Origin of the sequence: Sphingobium sp., from assembly GCF_035511395.1 — a bacterium.
Taxonomy (GTDB): Bacteria; Pseudomonadota; Alphaproteobacteria; order Sphingomonadales; family Sphingomonadaceae; genus Sphingobium.
The window spans coordinates 1-16,833 of sequence record NZ_DATKFP010000441.1 but is presented as its reverse complement, the minus strand read 5'-3'; the positions used below and the strand labels follow the sequence as shown (position 1 = coordinate 16,833).

The window sequence follows — 16,833 nt, the reverse complement described above, 5'->3', positions numbered from 1 at the left end:
GGACGCCAGATGACAGAGACGGATGCCGCCCGGCAAGCCCCCCGGCACACCCCTGTGTTCGCCGCAATGAAAAGGGGCGCGCGGATCGCCTTCATGGGGGCGGCCCTGTTCCTCGCCGCCTGTCAGTCGATCGTGCCCAAGGGGCCGGCGCCGACGACACCCACCGGCCCAACCCAGCCGACCGGCCCCGACGTGACACAAGGCCTGCCCACCGACACCGCGCGGCATCGCGTCGCGCTGCTGGTGCCGATGAGCGGTCCCAATGCCGGGGTCGGCCAGTCTATCGCCAACGCCACCACGCTGGCACTGATGGACACCAAAACCGACAAGGTCCGCATCACCACCTATGACACGGCGCTGGGCGCGGCGGCGGCGGTCAACAAGGCTCTGGGCGAAGGTAACCGCCTGATCCTTGGGCCTTTGCTGGCGGAAGATGCCCGCGTGATCGGCCCGCTCGCGGCACGGGCTAACGTGCCCGTCATCAGTTTCTCCAATGACGCCAGCATTGCCGGAAACGGCATCTACGTCATGGGCTATAATCCCAACCAGTCGATCGAGCGCGTGGTCGGCTTCGCCCGCGAAAAGGGGCTGAGCAATTTCGGCGCTCTGGTGCCGCGCGGCACCTATGGCGAGCGCGCGGGCAATGCGATGCTGCGCGCGGTCGAGCAGGCCGGCGGCACGGTGGTGTCGATGCAGACCTTCGACCGGTCGCCCGCGTCGATCACGGCAGCAGTCAAGAAGTTGCAGGCCTCGTCCAGCTATGACGCGCTGTTGATTGCCGACAGCGGCCGGGTGGCGTTGCAGGTCGCGCCGATCGTGCGGAAGAATGGCGGCGCGACGGCGCGGCTGCTGGGCACCGAACTGTGGAATACCGACACGGCGCTGGCGGCGACGCCGGTGCTGCGCGGTGCCTGGTTCGCCAGCGTATCCGACACGCTCTATCGCCAGCTCGCGACCAAATATCGCGCCCGCTACGGCAATGCGCCCTTCCGCCTTTCCTCGCTCGGCTATGACGCGGTGCTGCTGACGGTACGGATCGCGCAGGACTGGAAGCCGGGCACCCCCTTCCCCAATGCGCGGTTGCGTGATGCCGGCGGCTTTTCCGGCATCGACGGCGCGTTCCGCTTCAACCGCACCGGCGTTGCCGAACGCGCGCTGGAAGTGAGCGAAGTGGGCACGGGCGCGATCAACGTCATCGACGCCGCCCCGCGCGGTTTTGGCGAATAATGTCCTGTCCTTCAAAGGACATGGCGGCATAGACTGGATTGGTCCGTTTCCTTTGGCGAAGCGGACCAACAAAAGGAAACGCCCTCCATGTCCTTGACCGTCCGCATCCTGATCGCCCTCGTCGCGGGGCTAGCCAGCGGCATCGCGCTCGCCGAATGGGGCGGAAGTTGGACCGGAGACTGGGTCGCGGTCGCCCAGCCGATCGGCAAGGCCTGGCTCAACGGGCTGCAAATGCCGCTCATCCCCCTGATCTTCGCCCTGCTCGTCACCGGCATCGCCCAAGCGGCGACCACAGCGCGCAGCAGCGGCATGGCCGGGCGCTCCATTGGCCTTTTCGCCATCCTGCTGCTGGCCTCCTCCTGCGTCGCGGCACTGATCGGGCCACTGATGCTGCATTTCTGGCCCGTGCCCGCGGGTGCGGTCGGCGCACTGGCGGGTTCCGGTCCTGTCACCGAAGTCCCCGATGTGCGCCCCTCGGCCGAATGGCTGCTCGGCTTCATCCCGGTCAATCCGCTGAAATCCGCCGCGGAAGGACAGGTCGTCGCGGTGGTGCTGTTCGCGCTCGTGTTCGGTTTTGCCGTCACCCGCATCGCGGAGGAGCGGCGTGCGCAATTGACCAGCCTGTTCCAGTCGCTCGCCGACGCGCTGCTGGTAGTGGTGAACTGGGTGTTGTGGCTGGCGCCGATCGGTGTCTTCGCATTGGCGCTGGTCGCGGGCGCGCGGTCGGGCCTCGCGACGGCGGGCGCGCTGCTCCACTATATCGGCTTCATCGTGCTGATCTGCCTGACGGTGACGCTGCTGGTCTATCCGCTGGTCATCATCCTGGGGAAGATTTCACCCGGTCGATTCGCCCGCGCGGCCTTCCCGGCGCAGGCCATCGCCTTTTCCACGCAAAGCTCCATCGCCTCGCTGCCCGCGATGATCCAGGCGTGCGACGGGCCGCTGCAAGTGCGCGAAACCAGCCGCAGCGTCGTGCTGCCGCTCGCCATCTCGCTCTTCCGCATCACCAGCCCGCCCGCCAATCTGGGCGTCGCTCTCTATGTGGCGGCAATGAACGGCGTGGCGCTGGGGCCGACCCAGATCGTCATGGGGGTGCTGGTCGCCGCGATCGTCAGCCTGGCGGCGGTGGGCCTGCCCGGCCAGATCACCTATTTCACCACCACCGGCCCCATCTGCCTCGCCATGGGCGTGCCGGTCGAGGCGCTGCCGCTGCTGCTGGCGGTGGAGACGGTGCCTGACATCTTCCGCACCGTGGGCAATGTCACCGCCGACATGGCGACGACGCGGATCATCGATCGGGCGGGGATGACGTCCGACTGATTGTAATCACGGAATCCGGCGCGCTGTCACGATCCTGACCGGGGCTTCCAGCATCTGTCCCTTCATCACCCCTTCGCCCTTCGTCGGGGACTTGGGCGCGATCAGGATCGCCTTTACCACGTCCAGCCCTTCGACCACATGGGCGAAGACGGCAAAGCCGACATTGTCGCCGGCGGCTTCGGGATGCGCGTCCATCGCGGGCATCTTGCCCAGCACAACAAAGAAATCGCCGGTTGCACTGCCCGGCGCATAGCGCGCCATCGACAGCGCGCCGTCATCATGGGTGAGGCCGGTCTGCGTCGTCGGCTCATGCTTGATGGGCGCTAGAATCCGTTTTGGATCATTCTGCGCCCCGCCCTGCACGAAACCATAGTCCGCCGCGCCGACCCCACGATAGAATGCGGTGCCGTCGAGCCTTTTCTGATCGACATATTTGAGGAAGTTGCCCGCCGTGATCGGTGCCTTGTCCGTATGGACGGCGATGACGATCCGGCCCTTGTCGGTTTCCAGCGCAACACGCACGTCAACGGGATTGGATGCGACCGGCTCGGTCTGCGCAAATGCGGGGGACAAGGTCAGGGCGGCGAGGAGGAAAAGGAAAAGCTGGCGAATCATGTCGCCAGCCTAACCGATCATGGCAGAGACGCCAGAGGGACGTCAGCCTTCCAGCTGGCGCAGCAGCGCACGCACGTCGGCATCCATATCGGGATTGCTTTCGCGCAACGCCTCGATCGTCTTCACCGCGTGAATGACAGTGCTGTGATCGCGCCCGCCGAAGATGCGGCCGATTTCCGGCAGCGAGCGGGGCGTCATCTTCTTGGCGAGATACATGGCCACCTGGCGCGGACGGGCGACAGCGCGTGCGCGACGCTTGGAGCGCATTTCGGACGGATCGATCTTGAAATGGGCGGCGCAGACCTTCTGGATTTCGTCCACGGTGATACGGCGGGCATTGGCGCGCACGGCGTCGGCCAGCATCTGCTGCGCGAAGTCGAGATCGATCGAACGGCCGGTCAGCTGGCCATAAGCGACCAGCTTGTTGAAGGCGCCTTCCAGCTCACGCACGTTCGAGCGGATCGAGCGGGCCAGGAAGTCGATCACCGCATCGGGCACCGGCGGATCGCCCGCGACCGCGCGCTTCGATTCGAGGATGGCGAGGCGCAGGTCGAGATCGGCTGGGCGAATGTCCGCGACCAGACCACCGGCAAGCCGCGAGAGAATCCGCGCGTCGATCGCTTCGAGCAGTTGCGGCGCCCGATCGGCGGTCACGACGATTCGCGCGCCCGTATCGATCAGGTCGTTGATCGTGTGGAGAAACTCCTCCTGCGTGGACCCCTTGCCGGCGATGAACTGGATATCGTCGATCAGCAGCAGGCGGGCGGCGCGCAGACGCGCCTTGAACGCCATCGTCTCGTTGGCGCGCATGGCGTTGACGAACTCGACCATGAAGCGCTCTGCCGACATGTAGAGTACCGGTTCTGTCGGCGAATGGGCGGAGAAGGCGGCCGCGATTGCGTGGAGCAGGTGCGTCTTGCCCTGACCGGTGGCGCCATGGATGAAGAGCGGCGTGAAACGGGGCTGCGCCTCACCCGCCATCGCCTGCGCGGCGGAGAAGGCGAGCCGGTTGGTTTCGCCGACGATGAAATCGACAAAGCCATGGCGCGGCAGGAAATTGGAAGCGATCCGGGTTTCAGCCGGCATTGCTGTGGCCGACTCTGCCTGTACGACTTCCAGCAGGCGCGGGCCGGTGGCGTCGGGCGCGCGACGGACGCGCACTTCCCGTACACCGACGCCGGCACTGCGCCATGCCATGCGCAGGCGGTCGCCAAACTGGCCGGACACGAAATTGGCGCTGAAGTCAGTCGCCACGAACAGGTCGAGCGTCTGCGATTCGGGGCAGTAGTCGCCCAGGCGCGCAGGCTTCAGCCACTGGTCGAACAAGCGCGCGCCCAGATCGCGGCGCAGGCCGGCGCGGATGGCAGTCCAGGCAGACTCCAGGCCGGAAGCATCCTGCATATCCATTGCCTGCCGTCCAACCACTGCTGCCTTGTCCTTCATTGTTGTGTCGACCCCCCGATCTCACAGGTTCACACGGCGCAAGCATGGCCATACGGGAAAGCATGTGCTTCCCCGGTCTTCTTGTATCGTCTGACCTAATGACGGCCGCCGGAAATCGATTCGATTGGCGGCCGGAGGATCAAAATAGACAGGGCCGCTTCACCGGATCAAGGCCGACCCGGTTCAAAAAAATGAAATAAAGACGTTGACTCAGCAAACCCGCGGAAAAGCCCGGATCACGAAATTATCATTATTTTTCATAAACTTAAAAATAGGATTTTTGGGTGCAGCGCGTCGAATCGCGGGAATTGCGCGGATGTTCAAAAATGACACAGATGTGAAGGAACGACGAAAAGCCCGCTCCGGCGATCCGGAGCGGGCTTTTTATCTTTCGTTAGCCTTGAAGAGGCTTAGGCGATCGCGCTGACGGCCTTGGTCAGGCGGCCGAACTTGCGGGCTGCGGTGTTCTTGTGCAGCACGCCGCGGGCAACGCCGCGAGCCAGTTCGGGCTGAACGGTCTGCAGCGCCGTGGCGGCGGCTGCCTTGTCACCGGCGGTGATGGCGGCTTCCACCTTCTTCACCAGGGTGCGGATCCGGCTGATGCGGGCGCCATTGATCGCGGCGCGACGCTCGTTGCGACGGATGCGCTTCTTGGCTTGCGGCGTATTGGCCATTCTATTCCTCGGTTCTCGTCAAATCTCGGGAAGAGGCCCGCCGAATTGCCGACATGCCTCGTGAAGGTGCGCCCCTTACAGAGTATCGGGGCATGCGTCAACGGATTCGGGCCACGCTATTTCTGGCATTTAGGGCAGAAGAAGGTGGATCGTCCGCCGTCGACCCGACGTTGGACCGTCCCGCCGCACAGGCACGGCCCGCCTTCGCGCCCGTAGACGCGCCATTGTTTGGAGAAATAGCCCAGCTCTCCATCCGGCCGGGCATAGTCGCGCAACGTTGAACCGCCCGCAACGATCGCTGCCGACAAAACCTCCCGAATCGCCTCCACCAGCAGCGTCAGGCGCGGTCGACTGATCTTGCCCGCAGGCCGAGTCGGCGCGATGCCCGCCATGTTGAGCGCCTCACACACATAGATATTGCCAAGGCCCGCGACGATCCGCTGATCGAGCAGCGCGGCCTTGATCGAGGTCGCCTTGCCCTTCAGCGCCGCCGCGAGGCGCGCAGCGTCGAAATCCGGTCCCAGCGGCTCCGGTCCCATACGGGTAAAAGGAGAATAGGCCTGCCAAGCCTCCGCCCGCACCAGATCAAGCGATCCGAACCGGCGCGGATCGTTTAGCGAGAGAAGATGGCCGTGCCCTGTTTCCAGCAGCAGATGGTCGTGCGCGCCGATCTCCGCCGGATCGATTCGCCAACGCCCCGACATGCCGAGGTGGAAGATCATCATGTCGCCGCGATCGGTTTCGATGAGGCCATATTTGGCGCGGCGGGACAGGCCCGTGACGGTCGCGCCGGTCAGCCGCTGGCGCAGGTCGACCGGAATGGGAAAGCGCAGGTCTGCGCGACGCGGCTCCACCCGCGTCAACACGCTGCCTTGAAGGACGGTGCGAAGGCCAGCGACGGTGGTTTCGACTTCGGGAAGTTCTGGCATGGCTTCCCATGTAAGCGCGAACGGGCAGAGGCAACAGGGGGCACAAGGAGGAAGTTGATCGTCCCCCGCTCCTTCACGCTGGCATGGCGTTGGAACTGCGGCTAGAGCGCTTCATCATGAGCGAAACAGCATCCTTCGGTTATCGCGACGTCGATGCCGCTGAAAAGGCGGGCATGGTCCGCGCGGTCTTTTCCAATGTCGCGGCCAAATATGATCTGATGAACGACGCCATGTCGGGCGGCGCGCATCGCCTGTGGAAGGATCAGTTTGTGCGCCGGGTGAAGCCGCGCGCAGGCGAGCAGATTCTCGACATGGCCGGCGGCACCGGCGACATCGCGTTCCGGATGCACCGGCATGGCGCGCATGTCACCGTGTCGGACATCAATCCCGAAATGCTGGCCGTTGGCGTCGAGCGGGCCCAGAAGAAGGGGTATGACGGCCTGATCTGGTCAGAGCAGAATGCGGAGACGCTGACCTTCGGCGACCGCGAGTTCGACGCCTATACGATCGCCTTCGGCATCCGCAACGTCACCCATATCGACCAGGCGCTACGCGAGGCGAACCGGGTGCTGAAGTTCGGCGGGCGTTTCTTCTGCCTGGAATTTTCCACCACCACCTGGCCGGGCTTTTCGGACGTCTATGACGTCTATTCGCACAAGCTGGTGCCGCACCTTGGCAAGCTGTTCGCAAATGACGCGGACAGCTATCGCTACCTGATCGAATCAATCCGCCGCTTTCCGCCCATGCCGAAGTTCGAGAGCATGATCCGCGAGGCCGGTTTCGTGAACACGAAGGTCGAGCCGATCCTGGGCGGGCTGGTCGCGATTCACAGCGGGTGGAAGATCTGAAGCCCGCATGACCGCTCACATCACGCATCTCTGGCGCCTCGTGAAATGGGGCCGCACGCTGGCGCGGCATGGCGCACTTACGGGCATCGAACGCGATCCGCTGACCCCCTCGCCGGTCCGCCGCCTGGTGCGCGTTGCCCGTTTCGGCGCGCGCGTGCCAAAACAGCCCCGCTATGCCGACGCCTTCCAATCGATCGGCCCGGCGGCGATCAAGCTGGGCCAGACGCTCGCCACCCGGCCCGATCTGGTCGGCGATCATGCCGCTAATGACCTGCTGCGCTTGCAGGACGCCCTGCCCCCCGTCCCGTTCGAGACGATCCGGGCGCAGATCGAAACCAGCTTCGGTCGCCCGCTCGATGCCATCTACAGCCGCTTCGATGAAGTACCGGTCGGCGCGGCGTCGATAGCGCAGGTTCACCGCGCCATCACCACCGACGGGCGCGACGTCGCGGTCAAGATCATCCGCCCCGGCGTGATCGATCAGTTCAACCGCGACATCCAGACCTATGAATGGGCGGCCGCCCATGTCGAGCAACTGGGCGGCGAACTCGCCCGCCTGCGCCCGCGCCTCGTCATCGCCAATATGAAGCGCTGGACCGCGCGCGAGCTGGACCTCCGGCGCGAGGCGGCCTCCGCCTCCGAACTCAGCGAAGCGATGGAGGCGATGCCCGGCTATCGCATCCCCGCCATCGACTGGGACCGCACGACCGGCAAGGTCATGACGATGGAATGGGTCGACGGCATCAAGATCTCCGATCGTGATGCCCTGATCGCGGCCGGCCATGATGTGAAGGATTTGGCCGCGCGCCTGGTCAATGCCTTCCTGCGGCAGGCGATCGCAGAGGGATTCTTCCACGCCGACATGCATCAGGGCAATCTGTTCGTGACGGCGGAAGGCGACATCGTCGCGATCGACTTCGGCATCATGGGCCGCATCGACCGGCGCGCGCGCATGTGGCTGGCGGAGATTCTCTACGGCCTCATCACCGGCAATTATAAGCGCGTCGCAGAGATTCACTTCGAGGCGCAATATGTGCCCGGCCATCATAATGTCGAGGAGTTCGCCACCGCGCTGCGTGCCGTCGGCGAACCGATGCGCGGCAAGCCGGTGCGCGAATTGTCGGTCGGCGGGATGCTGGACGGCCTGTTCGCCATCACCCGCGACTTCGACATGCAGACCCAGCCGCACCTGCTGCTGCTCCAGAAGACGATGGTCATGGTCGAGGGCGTCGCCACCGCGCTCGACCCCGACATCAACCTGTGGGAGACAAGCGGCCCCTATGTGAAGAGCTGGCTGCGCGACGAGCTGGGGCCGGAGGCGAAGGTCGCAGACACGCTGATCGAGAATTGGCGCACGCTCCAGCGACTGCCGGGTCTGGTCAAGCGGATCGAGGAAGCCTTCCCCGAAAAGGGCGGCGCCCCGCCCCCGCCCCCGCTGACCGAGGTGAAGCTGATACGGGTGGGCGGCGGCTGGCGCTACGCGGCGGTGGCGGCGATCGCCGCGGCCGCTGGCGTGCTCGGCTCGGCGCTCCTACATCTGCATCTATGACACAGCGCGTCCTTCTCATCGTCTCCGGCGGTATCGCCGCCTACAAGTCGCTCGAACTGGTCCGCCTGCTCCGCAAGCGCGCGATTGCGGTGCGGGCGGTGCTGACGGAAAGCGCGGCGCAGTTCGTGACGCCGCTCAGTCTGGGCGTGCTGACGGAGGACCATGTCTATGGCGACATGTTCGACCTGAAGGAAGAACGCGAGATCGGACATATCCAGCTGTCGCGTCAGGCCGATCTGGTCGTGGTTGCGCCCGCGACGGCCAATATCCTCGCCAAGATGGCGAGCGGCATTGCCGACAATCTGGCAACGACGCTGCTGCTCGCGACCGACAAGCCGGTGCTGGCGGTCCCGGCGATGAATGTCCGAATGTGGCATCATGCGGCGACCCGGCGGAACCTGGCCCAGCTACGCGCCGATGGCGTGCATGTCATGGAGCCGGACGATGGCGAGATGGCGTGCGGCGAATATGGCAAGGGGCGGCTGCCGGAACCGGAGGCGATCGCGGCGGAGATCGGGCGGCTGCTCCAAGTTCCGTTCGCTTCGAGCGAAGTCGAGAAGTATCTCGCGCAACCGGTTCTCGACACGCTCGAACCGAACGGCATCTTGAAAGGACGCCATATCCTGATCACCGCCGGCCCGACGCATGAACCGATCGATCCGGTGCGCTACATCGCCAATCGTTCGTCGGGCAAGCAGGGCTTCGCCATTGCCGCCGCAGCCGCGCGGGCCGGCGCTCGCGTCACTTTGATTGCTGGCCCGGTGCATCTGCCTACGCCCGCGGGCGTGGACCGGATCGATGTGGAAACCGCCCGGCAAATGTTGTCCGCCGTCGAAGACGCCCTTCCTGCGGACGCTGCGATCATGGTCGCGGCCGTCGCCGACTGGCGCACCGCCGATGCCGCCGATCAGAAGCTGAAGAAGGACGGATCGGGCCAGCCCGCCCCGCTCGCTCTGGTCGAGAACCCCGATATCCTTGCGACGCTCGGTCGTCATGCGCAGCGCCCGGCTTTGCTCGTCGGCTTTGCCGCCGAAACACAGAAAATTGCCGAGCATGCGCAGGCCAAGCTCGCGAAGAAAGGCGCGGACTGGATCATCGCCAATGACGTGTCCGGTGACGTCATGGGCGGCGATGCCAATGCCGTGCAGATCGTCAGCCCCGCCGGCATCGAATCCTGGCCTGTCCTGCCCAAGGGACAGGTCGCCGACAAACTCATCGAAAAGGTAGCCAATGCCCTCTCCTCTCGCCCCGATTGAAATCAAGCTCAAGCGTCTACCCCATGGCGAGGGACTGCCGGTGCCGGCCTATGCCACCGCCCATGCGGCGGGCATGGACGTGGTGTCGGCCGAGGAGATGGTGCTGAATCCCGGCGCGCGGCACCCGGTGGCGACCGGTTTTGCCGTGGCGATTCCCGAAGGCTATGAGATTCAGGTGCGCCCCCGTTCCGGCCTCGCGCTCAAGCATGGCATTACCCTGCCCAACACCCCCGGCACGATCGACGCCGACTATCGGGGCGAGTTGAAGGTGCTGCTGATCAACCATGGCGACCAGCCCTTCCCCATCGCGCGCGGCGATCGCATCGCGCAATTGGTGGTGGCACCGGTGCAACTTGCCAGCTTCGCGGAAGTCGATAGTCTGGACGATACCGCACGCGGACAGGGCGGGTTCGGTTCGACAGGAGTGTGATGCGATGACGATGCTGCTTTCGCTGATGCTGGCTATGGCTCCGGAGGCGGCAACCGCCCCGCCCATGCCGCAGGATCTGGGCAGCGTCCCCGTCATCGACGGCTGGCTGGGCCGAAAGATTTCGCCGCGCTGGTCGGAGGATGTCGCCCGCCTTTACCGTCGCGGCGAATGCAGCGGCGCGGTCAATCATGAAGGATCGCAGCTGCTGGAGATCGACATGCTGTTCCTGCTGTCGAGTGACGGCAGGCCGCTGAAGATCGCGCCGGTCAACGTCCGCTGCCCCGAGGTGGAAAAGTTCGTGAGCAACCGCATCCTTGGCACGCTCAGGAATTCATTCCCTAAAGGCAAAGCCGTGGTGGAACCTGTGGCAGTGGATGGTCGTACCTTGGGTACGGTGCGCAAATCTCCGTACGACAATGATCCAACGGCTCCGGTGTGGATGCGTTCGCAAGTCCGCTTCCTCTGGTCGGACGCACCGTGACGCTGACCGACGACCAGCTTGAACGCTATGCCCGGCATATCGTCCTCAAGGAGATTGGCGGGGCAGGTCAGGCGCGGCTGCTCGGCGCAGACGTCGCGGTGATCGGCGCGGGCGGCATCGGCAGTCCGGCAATCCTCTACCTCGCGGCGGCCGGCGTCGGCACGATCCGCGTGATCGATCATGACACGGTGGCGCTGTCCAACCTGCAACGCCAGATCCTGTTCGGTACCCCCGATATCGACACGCCGAAGGCCGAGGCGGCGATGGCGGCGGTGGCACGGATCAACCCGGACGTGAAGCTGATCCCGATCAACGCCAGAATCGACGGGACCAATGCGGACCTGATCCTGCGCGAAGCCGATGTCGTGCTGGATGGCTGCGACAATTTCGACACGCGCCTGGCGGTTGCGGATGCGGCGCAGCGGCTGCGCATTCCGCTGGTATCGGCGGCGGTCGGGCCGTTCGAGGGGCAGCTTGCTACCTATCGCGGCTGGGATGGCAACAAACCCTGCTATCGCTGCCTGGTCGGTGCGCCGGAAGATGCGCCGGAGCGAAACTGCGCGGAAACCGGCGTGATCGGTGCGCTGACCGGCGCGATGGGCAGTCTCGCCGCGCTGGAGGTGATCCGCGCGCTTGTGCCCTTCGGCACCGACATGGCGGGCAAGCTGCTGATCGCCGATCTCCTTTCCATGCGCTTTCGCACATTGGACGTGGCGAAAGACCCCGCCTGTCCCGGCTGCACGCCGGAACTATGCGAGCCCTGAGAATAGTCGTCGCGACGGCGGAGGCGGAACGGCTTCGCGCCGCATTAGTGCTGGCAGCGGCGCAGGCCGCGCTTGGCGCGGACGCAGCGCTCTTCCTGCAACTCGACGCGGTGACGCTGCTGCGTGCGCCGATCGCGGGACCACGCGATGACGCGCATCGGGCGGCGGGACTGCCGAATTTGGCTGCGCTGGTCGAGGAGGCGTTAGGCCTGGGGGTTGCGATCATCGCCTGCCAGAGCGGCATGGCGCTGGCGGGATTGACGATCGACAGGCTGCCCGCCGGCGTCGAGGTCGGCGGACCAGTCGGCTTTCTCCAGCAGACAGGCGACGACGCGCGGCTTCTTTTCGCCTGAGTTCAACGAATAATGGGCAGGTAGCGCCAGATCTGGCGCGATGTTTCTGCACCGGGCATCGCCTGCGCCGAGACTTCGGGCAAGGTATCGGCACGCAGCACGGGCAGCATGCCGACATGCGCCGCGCCCCAGAAGGCGGCATAGCAAAGCAGCGCGGTCAGCGCGTAACGCATCGCCTTCATCGTGCCAGCCTCCTTTCGGCGCAGGAAACTACCGGTTCCGCACGCCCCCGGCAAGGCGGTTGCGGTCAGAAGCTCTGCCCCCATGGCTTCGCGACCTTGGGATCGGCCTTGCAAGCGCTGCGCAAGGCCTGCCACTGCGTCGCGTCCAGTGCGGGACGATAGCGTGCGTCCTTCGCCACCGCCTGCTCGAATCGCCTGCGGCGGTCGACTGAAAGAGGATGGGACGACAGCCATGTCATCGCCTGCTCGGCGCTACCCGCTTCACCCTTCCCTCCCATGCGCTCGAAGAAGGCGGCGGTGCCGGCGGGCGAGATGGCGGCGGCGCGCATCTGTCCGATGGCGACGCTGTCCGCCGCGCTTTCCGCATCGCGTCCATAGCTGAGCGACAGAACGCCGTTCAGATAGCCGCCCGCATTCCCGCCAAAGCCACCCAGCACGACGCTGAGGCCCAGTTGCCGGACCAGACTGGTCAGCGTGTCACGATGCCGCACATGGCCCAGCTCATGGCCCAGCACACCCGCCACCTCGTCGGGCGATCCGGCCTGCTGCACCAGTCCGTCGAACAGGATGATCCGCCCGCCCGGCAGAGTCACGGCATTGACCAGCGGGATGTTGGCCAGCGCGACCTCACGCGCCTCCCCTTCGGGATCGATCCGCGCCACCAGGCTGCGAAGCGCGGAGTCACCCGCCGGGGTGCGGCAGAAGCGGCCACCAAAATCGCCGACCATCGCGTCGCCCATCCGGTTCTCCCATGCTCTGGGGATCATCGGCGCGACGACGCCGGGGGCTTCGGCGACGCCCCAGATCACCAGCGCAGCAACAACCGTGAAGCCCCCCGCCGCCGGCCAGAAACCGAAGCGGTCGATCCAGCGGCCATAACGCTCGCCCTGGGGCAATTGGCCGGCAATCTCCGGCGGCGCTTCGCCGGAAAAGCCCATGCGCCAGCCGGCCAAATCGCGATGACCGAAGGCGGTGCGTCCACCTTCGGTGCCGATCATCGTGAGTTCCGACCAGGCGACCGGCTCCCCGGCCCAGCCGCTTTCCGGCTCCTCCAGCCGGAACCGCCCGTCGCCGATGCCGACCAGCAGGACATGCCGCCGTACCGCCGTCCGACCGTCATAATGCCAGAGGCGAAAGTCGCTCATGGCTCAGAAGGCGCCCACGTCCAGCGCATCGAGCAGCCCTTCGCCATGGCGCGCGGTCTTCGTCTGCGACTGGGTCAGTTCGTCGGTAAGGATCTCGCCGGTCACGCCCATATGGGTGATGAAGAATTTCCAGTGCCGATATTGCAGGAAGATCGCCCCGATCCCCAGCGTGCAGATGACCAGCGCAATGTCGCCCAGAAACAACTGAAGCCATTGCTTCGTGCTGGCGTAGAAATGAAAATTCAGGCCCGACAGCGACAGCCCATCGACTGCGACACGGAAGAATTTGGCGTAGAAGGCAAGCGCGATCAGACCGAGCACCAGATAGAAGCTGATCGGAATCAGCGCAATCAACAGGATCGCACCGGCCGGCGGCGGCGTTCCTTGCTCAAGCCGTGGCATCATCGGGAATATCCAGATCGCGGCAAAGGCACCGATGGCGACCAGCACGAAAGGCAGCAGGTAGAAAAGCAGGAAGCGCTTGAAGGTCGGCCGATAATCGCCTGCCGACTGGAACATGTGCGGCCCGAAGCTCATCCTGTTCCAGCGCTCGTTCCACAGCGACATCATCGACCAGGGGATGAGCAGGCCCAGCGCCAGGCTGCCGACGAAACTCTTCCACATATAGGAGGCGCCATAGCCGAAGCCCGGATCGTCGCTGCCGCCGCGGATGCCGTGCCACCAGGTGCGGCTGAGCCGATAGCGCAGCGCCCGGAAGCGCGCGAGGCCTGCCATGTAGAAGATCACAAGGAAGGCGAGCATCGTCAATATTCCGGCCAGCCCGGCGCGCCCTTGCAAGACCAGCGCCTGCGCGCCGAACTGGATGAAGAGGAAGGGCAGGCCGATCAAAATAATGACCATCAGGAAGCCGACGAACAATTCCTTGCCCGTCCCCGTCCATTCCAGCCGATCGTCGATGAAGCGGGTATTGGCCCACAGATAGCGCCGCGTCCGCGTCGTCGCCCAGAAGCGATAAACGCCCAGCGTCACGATCGTCAGCAGCAAATTGGTAAAGGCGATCGGCGCATAATCGCGCCAGTCGCCTTCAAAGGCGAAGCCGTCCCGTCCGACTTCCGCTTCGTCCATGTCAATGTCCCCCATAAGCCCCGGAGAAAAGAAGACATTGGTCGAAGCGTCGGTCAAGTCAGAAGGATCGATATTGCTCATTGCCGATGAACCCCAGCTTGGTCACCCCCGACCGCTTGATGTCCGCCAACACCTCATCGACGGTGACGTAGCGGGCGGCGGCATCCGGCTGGAACTGAAGCTCCGGTTCGACCGGCAGCCGGAGCGATGCGGCCAGATATTGGCGCAGCGTCAGCCGATCGACCGCCGCGCCGTTCCAGCGGATCACGCCGCTGGCGTCGATCGTCACCTTGTTCTTCACCGGATCGGGGCGCGGCAGATTCGTTTCGATCGGCGTCTGGGGCAGGTCCACGCCCACGCTATGCGTCTGGATCGGGATGGTGATGATGAACATGATCAGCAGCACCAGCATCACGTCGATCAGCGGCGTCGTGTTCATATCCACCATGGGGGCACCCTGTTCGCCCGATTGGGGTCTTGCGAAGCTCAAAGCCATAAAGTCCCTCCTGAACCTGAGAATATGATATATCAGCACATAAAACATGCACGCGGCAGGGAAACTTGGCAAGTGGCCTTCTATTGACAGTGCGGGCGGCCCATTTAAGGGGAAGGGGCGGCTTTTTCGGGCCGCGCAACCTGAAAATTTCACAGAAAGACTCCCCGTGTCCGCCATGCTCAAGATCACCCTGCCCGATGGTTCCGTGCGTGAAGTCGCGCCCGGCACTACCCCGGCAGACATTGCGGCGGCAATCGGGCCGGGTCTGGCCAAGGCCGCCATCGCCGCGCGCGTCGATGGCGAACTGCGCGACATCGGCCGCCCGCTGGAGCAGGATTCGCAGCTCGCGCTCGTGACGGCAAAGGATGAGGCTGACGCGCTCGAACTGGCGCGCCACGACTTCGCCCATGTTCTGGCCGAAGCGGTACAGGCGCTGTTCCCCGGCACGCAGATCACTTTCGGCCCGTCGACGGACGACGGCTTCTACTACGACTTCGCGCCGGCAGAGCGGCCCTTTACCGAGGAAGACCTGCCCGCGATCGAGGCGGAGATGCGCAAGATCATCGCCGCCAACAAGCCGCTGCGCCGCGAAGTCATCGCCCGCGACACGCTGATCGCCCAGTGGGAAGCCGCCGGCGAGACGTTCAAGGCGCAGTGGGCCGCCGAACTGCCGCAGGGTGAGGAACTGACCGTCTATCATTCGGGCGACGGCTGGTACGACATGTGCCGCGGCCCGCACCTTGCTTCCACGGGCAAGCTGGACCCGGCCGCCTTCAAGCTGACCCGCGTGTCGGGCGCTTACTGGCGCGGCGATCAGAAGAATGCGATGCTGTCCCGCATTTACGGCACCGGCTGGCTCAACAAGAAGCAGCTGGCCGAGCATCTCACGCGCCTCGAAGAAGCAGGCAAGCGCGACCATCGCAAACTGGGCGCGGAGATGGACCTGTTCCACCTTCAGCAGGAAGCGCATGGATCGGTCTTCTGGCACCCCAAGGGCTATCTCATCTGGCGCGAACTGGAAGCCTATATGCGACGCGCCATCGACGCGGCCGGCTATCGCGAGGTCAAGACCCCGCAGGTGATGGACGCCCGCCAGTGGGAACAGTCCGGTCACTGGGGCAAATATCGCGAGAATATGTTCGTGATCCCCGATGAAGTGCCGAACGTCGCGGATGAAGGTCCGCTGGTGTCGGACGATGCCGACTGGATGGCGCTCAAACCCATGAACTGCCCGGCACACGTCCTGATCTTCCGCCAGGGGATCAAAAGCTATCGCGACCTGCCGCTGCGCTTCTACGAAAATGGCTGCTGCCACCGCAACGAGCCGCATGGCGCGCTGCACGGTCTGATGCGCGTTCGCCAGTTCACCCAGGACGATGCGCACATCTTCTGCCGCGAGGACCAGATCGTCGAGGAAGTCCGCGCCTTCTGTGCGCTGGCCGACCGCATCTACAAGGATTTCGGCTTCACCTACTCGATCAAGCTGGCGCTGCGCCCCGAAAAGCGCTTCGGCACCGAGGAAATGTGGGACATGGCGGAAACCGAGCTGCGCAATGCGGTTGCCGCCGCGGGCCTCAACACGCCGGAATATGGCTGGGAAGAATTGCCGGGCGAAGGCGCCTTCTACGCGCCCAAGCTGGAATGGCATCTGACCGACGCGATCGGCCGTACCTGGCAGGTCGGCACGATCCAGTCGGACCGCGTGCTGCCCGAACGACTCGACGCCAGCTATATCGGCGAGGATGGCGAGCGGCACCGCCCGGTCATGCTCCATCGCGCCATCTTCGGCAGCTATGAACGCTTCATCGGCATCCTGATCGAACATTATGCCGGGAAATTCCCGCTGTGGCTGGCCCCGGTACAGGCGGTGGTCGCGACCATCGTGTCCGACGCCGACGACTACGCCAAGGCGGCGGTGGAAAAGCTGCGCGCCGCCGGCATCCGCGCCGAACTCGACGTCCGCAACGAGAAGATCAACTACAAGGTGCGCGAGCATAGCCTTGGAAAGGTGCCGAATCTTCTGGTCGTGGGCCGC

General features: G+C 64.8%; 18 protein-coding genes. 10 read left to right on the top strand and 8 right to left on the bottom strand.

Translation table 11 applies throughout. The features are described 5' to 3' along the window. The first annotated feature begins 9 nt into the window (after window positions 1–9). Both VMR39_RS29290 and VMR39_RS29285 read left to right on the top strand, forming a co-directional pair. Window positions 10–1,227 carry a penicillin-binding protein activator gene (locus tag VMR39_RS29290; RefSeq protein WP_414712618.1) on the top strand — a complete coding sequence of 406 codons (1,218 nt, stop codon included), beginning with the start codon at window positions 10–12 and terminating at the stop codon, window positions 1,225–1,227. A gap of 87 nt (window positions 1,228–1,314) precedes the next feature. Beyond that, window positions 1,315–2,547: a dicarboxylate/amino acid:cation symporter gene (locus VMR39_RS29285; RefSeq protein ID WP_325421878.1), complete on the top strand. Its 1,233-nt coding sequence runs from the start codon at window positions 1,315–1,317 to the stop codon at window positions 2,545–2,547. Between the two features lie 6 nt (window positions 2,548–2,553). On the opposite strand, the gene VMR39_RS29280 is transcribed toward VMR39_RS29285, so the two are convergent. The 4 genes from VMR39_RS29280 to mutM form a co-directional block, all read right to left on the bottom strand. Next, the gene (locus VMR39_RS29280) at window positions 2,554–3,162 is read right to left on the bottom strand and encodes a peptidylprolyl isomerase (RefSeq protein ID WP_325421876.1); all 609 of its coding nucleotides are present in this window, start codon (window positions 3,160–3,162) and stop codon (window positions 2,554–2,556) included. Window positions 3,163–3,204: 42 nt separating this feature from the next. Next, window positions 3,205–4,605 carry a chromosomal replication initiator protein DnaA gene (gene dnaA, locus VMR39_RS29275; RefSeq protein WP_325421874.1) on the bottom strand — a complete coding sequence of 467 codons (1,401 nt, stop codon included), beginning with the start codon at window positions 4,603–4,605 and terminating at the stop codon, window positions 3,205–3,207. 410 nt (window positions 4,606–5,015) lie between these two features. Continuing rightward, the gene (gene rpsT, locus VMR39_RS29270) at window positions 5,016–5,279 is read right to left on the bottom strand and encodes a 30S ribosomal protein S20 (RefSeq protein WP_179042194.1); all 264 of its coding nucleotides are present in this window, start codon (window positions 5,277–5,279) and stop codon (window positions 5,016–5,018) included. Between the two features lie 116 nt (window positions 5,280–5,395). Next, on the bottom strand, window positions 5,396–6,208 hold the full coding sequence (gene mutM / locus VMR39_RS29265; RefSeq protein WP_325421872.1) for a bifunctional DNA-formamidopyrimidine glycosylase/DNA-(apurinic or apyrimidinic site) lyase: 813 nt from the start codon (window positions 6,206–6,208) through the stop codon (window positions 5,396–5,398). A gap of 116 nt (window positions 6,209–6,324) precedes the next feature. On the opposite strand from mutM, the gene VMR39_RS29260 reads away from it, so the two are divergent. Genes VMR39_RS29260 through VMR39_RS29230 form a run of 7 tightly spaced genes read left to right on the top strand, consistent with a single transcriptional unit; the run spans window position 6,325 to window position 11,889 of the window. Further along, on the top strand, window positions 6,325–7,056 hold the full coding sequence (locus VMR39_RS29260) for a class I SAM-dependent methyltransferase (protein WP_325421870.1): 732 nt from the start codon (window positions 6,325–6,327) through the stop codon (window positions 7,054–7,056). A 7-nt stretch (window positions 7,057–7,063) separates the two neighbouring features. Continuing rightward, entirely contained in the window at window positions 7,064–8,605 is a 1,542-nt protein-coding gene (gene ubiB, locus VMR39_RS29255; protein ID WP_325421868.1) for a 2-polyprenylphenol 6-hydroxylase, read from the top strand. Then, the gene (gene coaBC / locus VMR39_RS29250; RefSeq protein WP_325421866.1) at window positions 8,602–9,861 is read left to right on the top strand and encodes a bifunctional phosphopantothenoylcysteine decarboxylase/phosphopantothenate--cysteine ligase CoaBC; all 1,260 of its coding nucleotides are present in this window, start codon (window positions 8,602–8,604) and stop codon (window positions 9,859–9,861) included. The genes ubiB and coaBC overlap by 4 nt, the downstream gene beginning before the upstream one ends. Beyond that, on the top strand, window positions 9,836–10,291 hold the full coding sequence (dut, locus tag VMR39_RS29245) for a dUTP diphosphatase (RefSeq protein ID WP_325421864.1): 456 nt from the start codon (window positions 9,836–9,838) through the stop codon (window positions 10,289–10,291). The genes coaBC and dut overlap by 26 nt, the downstream gene beginning before the upstream one ends. Before the next feature lie 4 nt (window positions 10,292–10,295). Continuing rightward, window positions 10,296–10,772, top strand: coding sequence for a hypothetical protein (locus tag VMR39_RS29240; protein WP_325421861.1), 477 nt, complete (start codon window positions 10,296–10,298; stop codon window positions 10,770–10,772). Continuing rightward, on the top strand, window positions 10,769–11,536 hold the full coding sequence (locus tag VMR39_RS29235) for a HesA/MoeB/ThiF family protein (protein WP_325421859.1): 768 nt from the start codon (window positions 10,769–10,771) through the stop codon (window positions 11,534–11,536). Before VMR39_RS29240 ends, VMR39_RS29235 begins: the two co-directional genes overlap by 4 nt. Further along, a complete protein-coding gene (locus tag VMR39_RS29230; protein WP_325421857.1) occupies window positions 11,524–11,889 on the top strand; it encodes a DsrE family protein in 366 nt (121 codons plus the stop codon). Before VMR39_RS29235 ends, VMR39_RS29230 begins: the two co-directional genes overlap by 13 nt. A gap of 2 nt (window positions 11,890–11,891) precedes the next feature. Here the strand turns inward: VMR39_RS29230 and VMR39_RS29225 are convergent, their stop codons facing one another. The 4 genes from VMR39_RS29225 to VMR39_RS29210 all read right to left on the bottom strand — a co-directional run bounded on the left by VMR39_RS29225 (window position 11,892) and on the right by VMR39_RS29210 (window position 14,798). Next, window positions 11,892–12,071: a hypothetical protein gene (locus VMR39_RS29225; protein ID WP_325421855.1), complete on the bottom strand. Its 180-nt coding sequence runs from the start codon at window positions 12,069–12,071 to the stop codon at window positions 11,892–11,894. A gap of 65 nt (window positions 12,072–12,136) precedes the next feature. Beyond that, on the bottom strand, window positions 12,137–13,216 hold the full coding sequence (locus VMR39_RS29220; RefSeq protein ID WP_325421853.1) for a M48 family metallopeptidase: 1,080 nt from the start codon (window positions 13,214–13,216) through the stop codon (window positions 12,137–12,139). A 3-nt stretch (window positions 13,217–13,219) separates the two neighbouring features. Next, complete coding sequence (locus VMR39_RS29215) at window positions 13,220–14,302, bottom strand: YjgN family protein (protein ID WP_325421851.1); 1,083 nt, start codon at window positions 14,300–14,302, stop codon at window positions 13,220–13,222. Between the two features lie 58 nt (window positions 14,303–14,360). Next, window positions 14,361–14,798 (bottom strand): biopolymer transporter ExbD, encoded by a 438-nt coding sequence (locus VMR39_RS29210; protein WP_325421849.1) that lies wholly within the window; start codon window positions 14,796–14,798, stop codon window positions 14,361–14,363. 175 nt (window positions 14,799–14,973) lie between these two features. Here VMR39_RS29210 and thrS point away from each other — a divergent pair. Further along, window positions 14,974–16,833: threonine--tRNA ligase (gene thrS / locus VMR39_RS29205; protein ID WP_325422032.1), on the top strand; the 1,860-nt coding region annotated here is incomplete at its 3' end.